Annotated in this window: 2 protein-coding genes and 1 pseudogene; 1 reads left to right on the top strand and 2 read right to left on the bottom strand. The window is 72.6% G+C overall.

All coding sequences use genetic code 11. From position 1 onward, the window contains the following. Window positions 1-153 precede the first annotated feature (153 nt). The gene (locus ACFVXE_RS38695; RefSeq protein WP_389678450.1) at window positions 154-1,119 is read right to left on the bottom strand and encodes an ROK family protein; all 966 of its coding nucleotides are present in this window, start codon (window positions 1,117-1,119) and stop codon (window positions 154-156) included. A gap of 184 nt (window positions 1,120-1,303) precedes the next feature. On the opposite strand from ACFVXE_RS38695, the gene ACFVXE_RS38690 reads away from it, so the two are divergent. After that, a complete protein-coding gene (locus ACFVXE_RS38690; RefSeq protein ID WP_389678448.1) occupies window positions 1,304-2,332 on the top strand; it encodes a LacI family DNA-binding transcriptional regulator in 1,029 nt (342 codons plus the stop codon). 441 nt (window positions 2,333-2,773) lie between these two features. Here ACFVXE_RS38690 and ACFVXE_RS38685 read toward each other — a convergent pair. Further along, window positions 2,774-4,060, bottom strand: a pseudogene (locus tag ACFVXE_RS38685) (DUF6986 family protein); the annotation flags it as partial. Window positions 4,061-4,328 lie beyond the last annotated feature (268 nt).

Raw genomic sequence — 4,328 nt, 5'->3', positions numbered from 1 at the left:
GCGGTGGGGCGGCCCGGCGCACTGACGCGCCGGAGGCCCGGGGCGGTCAGGCCCGCCCGGCGGCCCGGGCCGCGGGGCGGGCGTTCCGGCATCAGGCCGGTCGGTGCCGCCGGGTGCGCCGCGTCGGCCGGGCGACCGGCCGGTGAAGCCCGTTCAGCCGTTGACCGCCAGCGCGGCGGCCGCCCCCTCCGGCCGGACCGGCGAGGCGGCCGCCGCGGCGCCCACCAGACCCGCGTCCGTGCCCATCACCGCGGGGGCCACCGTGAGCTGCTGGACGAACGAGAGCGTGGCGTAGTCGCGCAGGGCTCGGCGCAGCGGAGCGAAGAGGACCTCGCCCGCGCCGGCCACTCCCCCGCCGATCACGGCGATGTCGATCTCCACCAGCGTGGCGGTGGCGGCGATCCCGGCGGCCAGCGCCTGGGCCGCACGTTCGAACGAGGCGATGGCGACCGGGTGACCGGCACGCGCGGCAGCGGCCACCGCGGCGGCCGTGGCGTCCCCGTCCGGACCGGGCTGCCAGCCGCCCTGCAGCGCGCGGCGCGCAATGTTCGGCCCGCTGGCGATCCGCTCCACGCAGCCGCGCGAACCGCACGGGCACAGGTCACCGTCGAGATCCACGCTGATGTGGCCGATGTGACCGGCGTTGCCCGAAGGACCGGGACGCAGCTTGCCGCCGAGCACGAGACCACCGCCGACTCCGGTCGATACGACCAGGCACAGCGCGTTGTCGTACCCGCGGGCCGCACCGAGCCAGTGCTCGGCGGCGGTCATCGCAACCCCGTCGCCGACCAGTTCGACGGGCAGTCCGCCGACAGCCTCCCGGACCCGCTCCACCAGTGGGAAGTCGCGCCAGCCTGGAACATTCACCGGACTGACCGTCCCGGCCGAGGCGTCCACCGGGCCTGCGCTGCCGATACCGACAGCGGTCGCCCGCACCCACAGCGGTGAGGCGGTCAGCTCTGACAGCACGTCCGCCACGGCCCCCATCACCGTCTCGCCGCTCTCCCGGGCGGGCGTCGGCCGCTGCGCCCGTACGAGGAGCGCGCCGCTGCCGTCCACCAGAGCGGCGGCAATTTTGGTGCCGCCGATGTCGAGTGCGGCGACGAGGTCGTTATGCATCGGTGTGGGCTCCGGATGAGTGAGGGGGTGGGACCTGCGGATTCAGTGAATGGTCTGCATAGTCTCTATTCAGTTGACAACGTTGTCCAGGGCCTATGCTCGACGCCACAGCCTCCGGCCCCGTTCAGCAGTTACCCGCTTCGGGACACCGGGGCATCCGCACTCGACGACAGGACAGCGCATCGTGGCAGAGACCGCCCGTCACCCCGAGCCCCGTTACGGCAACCGGCCGACCATGAAGGATGTGGCAGCCCGGGCCGGAGTGGGCCTCAAGACGGTCTCCCGCGTGGTCAACAGCGAACCGGGGGTCACCCCCGATACCGAGCGCCGCGTCCAGGAGGCGATCGACGCGCTCGGGTTCCGCCGTAACGACAGCGCGCGGGTACTCCGCAAGGGCCGTACCGCCTCCATCGGTCTGGTGCTGGAGGATCTCGCGGACCCGTTCTACGGACCGCTGTCCCGCGCCGTGGAGGAGGTCGCCCGCGCGCACGGCGCCCTGCTCATCAACGGTTCGAGCGCCGAGGACCCGGAGCGGGAACAGGAACTCGTGCTCGCGCTGTGCGCCCGCCGGGTGGACGGACTGATCGTGATCCCGGCCGGCGACGACCACCGCTATCTGGAACCGGAGATAAAGGCCGGCGTCGCCACCGTCTTCGTCGACCGCCCGGCGGGCCGGATCGACGCCGACATGGTCCTCTCCGACAGCTTCGGCGGCGCCCGCGAGGGTGTCGCCCATCTGATCGCGCACGGCCACCGCCGGATCGGCTTCGTCGGCGACCAGCCGCGCATCCACACCGCCATCGAGCGTGTGCGCGGGTATCACGCCGCGATGGCGGACGCGGGAATCACGATCGCGGACTCCTGGGTCTCGCTCGGCTCCACCGAACCGGCACGGGTCAGGGCGGCTGTCGAGGAGATGCTCCAGGGCCCCGAACCGGTCACCGCTCTGTTCGCCGGCAACAACCGCGTGACGGTCACAGCGGTACGCGTGCTGGCTGAGCAGAAGCACCCGATCGCCCTGGTCGGCTTCGACGACATCGAACTCGCCGACCTGCTGGGCATCACGGTCATCTCCCAGGACGCCGCGGCCGTCGGCCGAACCGCGGCCGAGCGCCTCTTCCGACGGCTCGACGGGGCGGACGACGCGCCCACGCGGGTGGAACTCCCGACGTCCCTCATCGCCCGCGGCTCCGGCGAACTGCCGCCCGCCTGAGGCACGAAGCGCCGCCGTACGGCCACCGCAGGCCCGTGTGCGCCGCAGTACGGCGTCGAGGCGCTCCGCGATCACCTCGCACTGGACCGCGCGGACGTCCTGGCGCACCCCGCGGGCGGCGATCTCGCGGTCCGGCACCTCCGGCACATCCGGACCCCTGCGCCGATCACCGCCCGTGCGCGTGCCCTCGGTGTCGACTCCACCGAGGAGCACCGCCGCGAAGCCGCCGTGGTGCGCACAGCCGAGCCGTGGTGCGGGGCCGCACGCGGCCCGCGTCGCCGCCGCCGTCGCGGGGCTGTTCCCCCAGGGCCGAACCGGCTGTCCAGCCGGGCGCAGGTCACTTCCCGTGGCTCGACGATCCGGCCCTCTTCAGCGGGACCGTCGAGATCCTCCTGCGCGGCTGAAGCTACGGGCCGGGCCTCCGGGATCTACGGCGCCGAAAACCGTCAGCCCGCCGCGCCTCGGGGTGGCGAAGGCGTCGAGGTCCGCACGTGTCAGCCCTGTCAGGCGGGCGACCTCGGCGGTGTCCAGGGCGCCGCAGTCGATACCGCGCAGCAGGTAGCCACTGAGGGCCTTGGCGGTGGCGGGTTCGTCCAAGACATCGCCACCGGCCTTCGCGACGTACGCGGCAAGGCGCGCGGCGGCCTGTTCCAGGCCCTCTCGGTAGAAGGTGTAGACGGCCGCGTAACGGGTCGGCAGATGGCCCGGGTGCATGTCCCAGCCCTGGTAGTAGGCGCGGGCCAGCGCGCGGCGGGTGAGCCCGTAGTGGAGCCGCCAGGCCTCGTGGACCCGGTGGGTGGGGCCGACCGGCAGCACGTTGGTCGAGCCGTCGCAGACACGTACGCCGGTTCCCGCGGCTGCCACCTGCATGACGGCCTTGGCGTGGTCGGCGGCCGGGTGATCACTGGCCTGGTAGGCGGCGCTGACGCCGACGCAGGCGCTGTAGTCGAAGGTGCCGTAGTGCAGGCCGGTCGCCCGGCCCCGGGAGGCGTCGATCATGCGGGCCACGGTGGCGGTGCCGTCGGCCGCGAGGATGGACTGGCTGGTCTCGATCTGGATCTCGAAGCCGATCCGGCCGGCCGCCAGGCCGTGGGCCTCCTCGAATGCTTCCAGGAGCCGGACGAAGGCGGTGACCTGTTCCGGGTACGTCACCTTGGGAAGGGTGAGGACCAGGCCGTCCGGGAGACCGCCCGCCTGCATCAGACCGGTGAGGAAGATGTCCGTGGTGCGGATGCCCCGGTCGCGCACGGCAGCCTCCATGCACTTCATCCGGATGCCCATGTACGGGGCGGCGGTGCCGTTCCCGTACGCCGCGGAGACCAGCCGGGCGGCGCGGGCGGCCGCCTCGTCCTCCTCGGCATCGGGGCGTGGGCCGTAGCCGTCCTCGAAGTCGATCCGCAGATCCTCGACGGGCTCCCGATCCAGCTTGGCGCGGACCCGGTCGTGGACGGAAACGGCCAGCTCCTCGGGGACGCCGAGGACCGCGGCGAACGAGGCCGCGTCGGGAGCGTGTTCGTCGAGGGCGCCGAGCGCCCGGTCTCCCCAGGACCGGATGGTGTCCGCGGCGAAGACATCGCCGGGGACGTAGACCGTGTGGACGGGCTGGCGGGTGCCGGGGTCTCCCGGGTAGCGGCGGGCAAGTTCGGCGTCCACCTCGGCGAGGGTTGCGCTGATCTCCGCGCTGACCGCACCGGCGAGGCTCGTGGCCACCTTCTCCTGATGACTCATCTCCGCACCCTCCGCACGTCCCGTCATTGTTTCCGCTCACCGGAATCAATAATCCGTATGGTGAAGCTATAAGTCCGCTGGACCTCCGTCAATGGTGATCGCAAACGGGCCGGGGCCACACGGTGAGAACACCGCGCGGCCCCGGCCCGTCGCGTGGACGTACAGCCCCCTGCCGGGTCAGCCCTTGCGGGTCTTGACCTCGTCGGTGAGCTGGGGGACGACCTGGAAGAGGTCGCCGACGATGCCGTAGTCGACGAGGTCGAAGATC

This window comes from Streptomyces sp. NPDC058231, assembly GCF_042882275.1.
Classification (GTDB): Bacteria; Actinomycetota; Actinomycetes; order Streptomycetales; family Streptomycetaceae; genus Streptomyces.
This window is presented reverse-complemented; position numbering and strand designations above follow the sequence as displayed.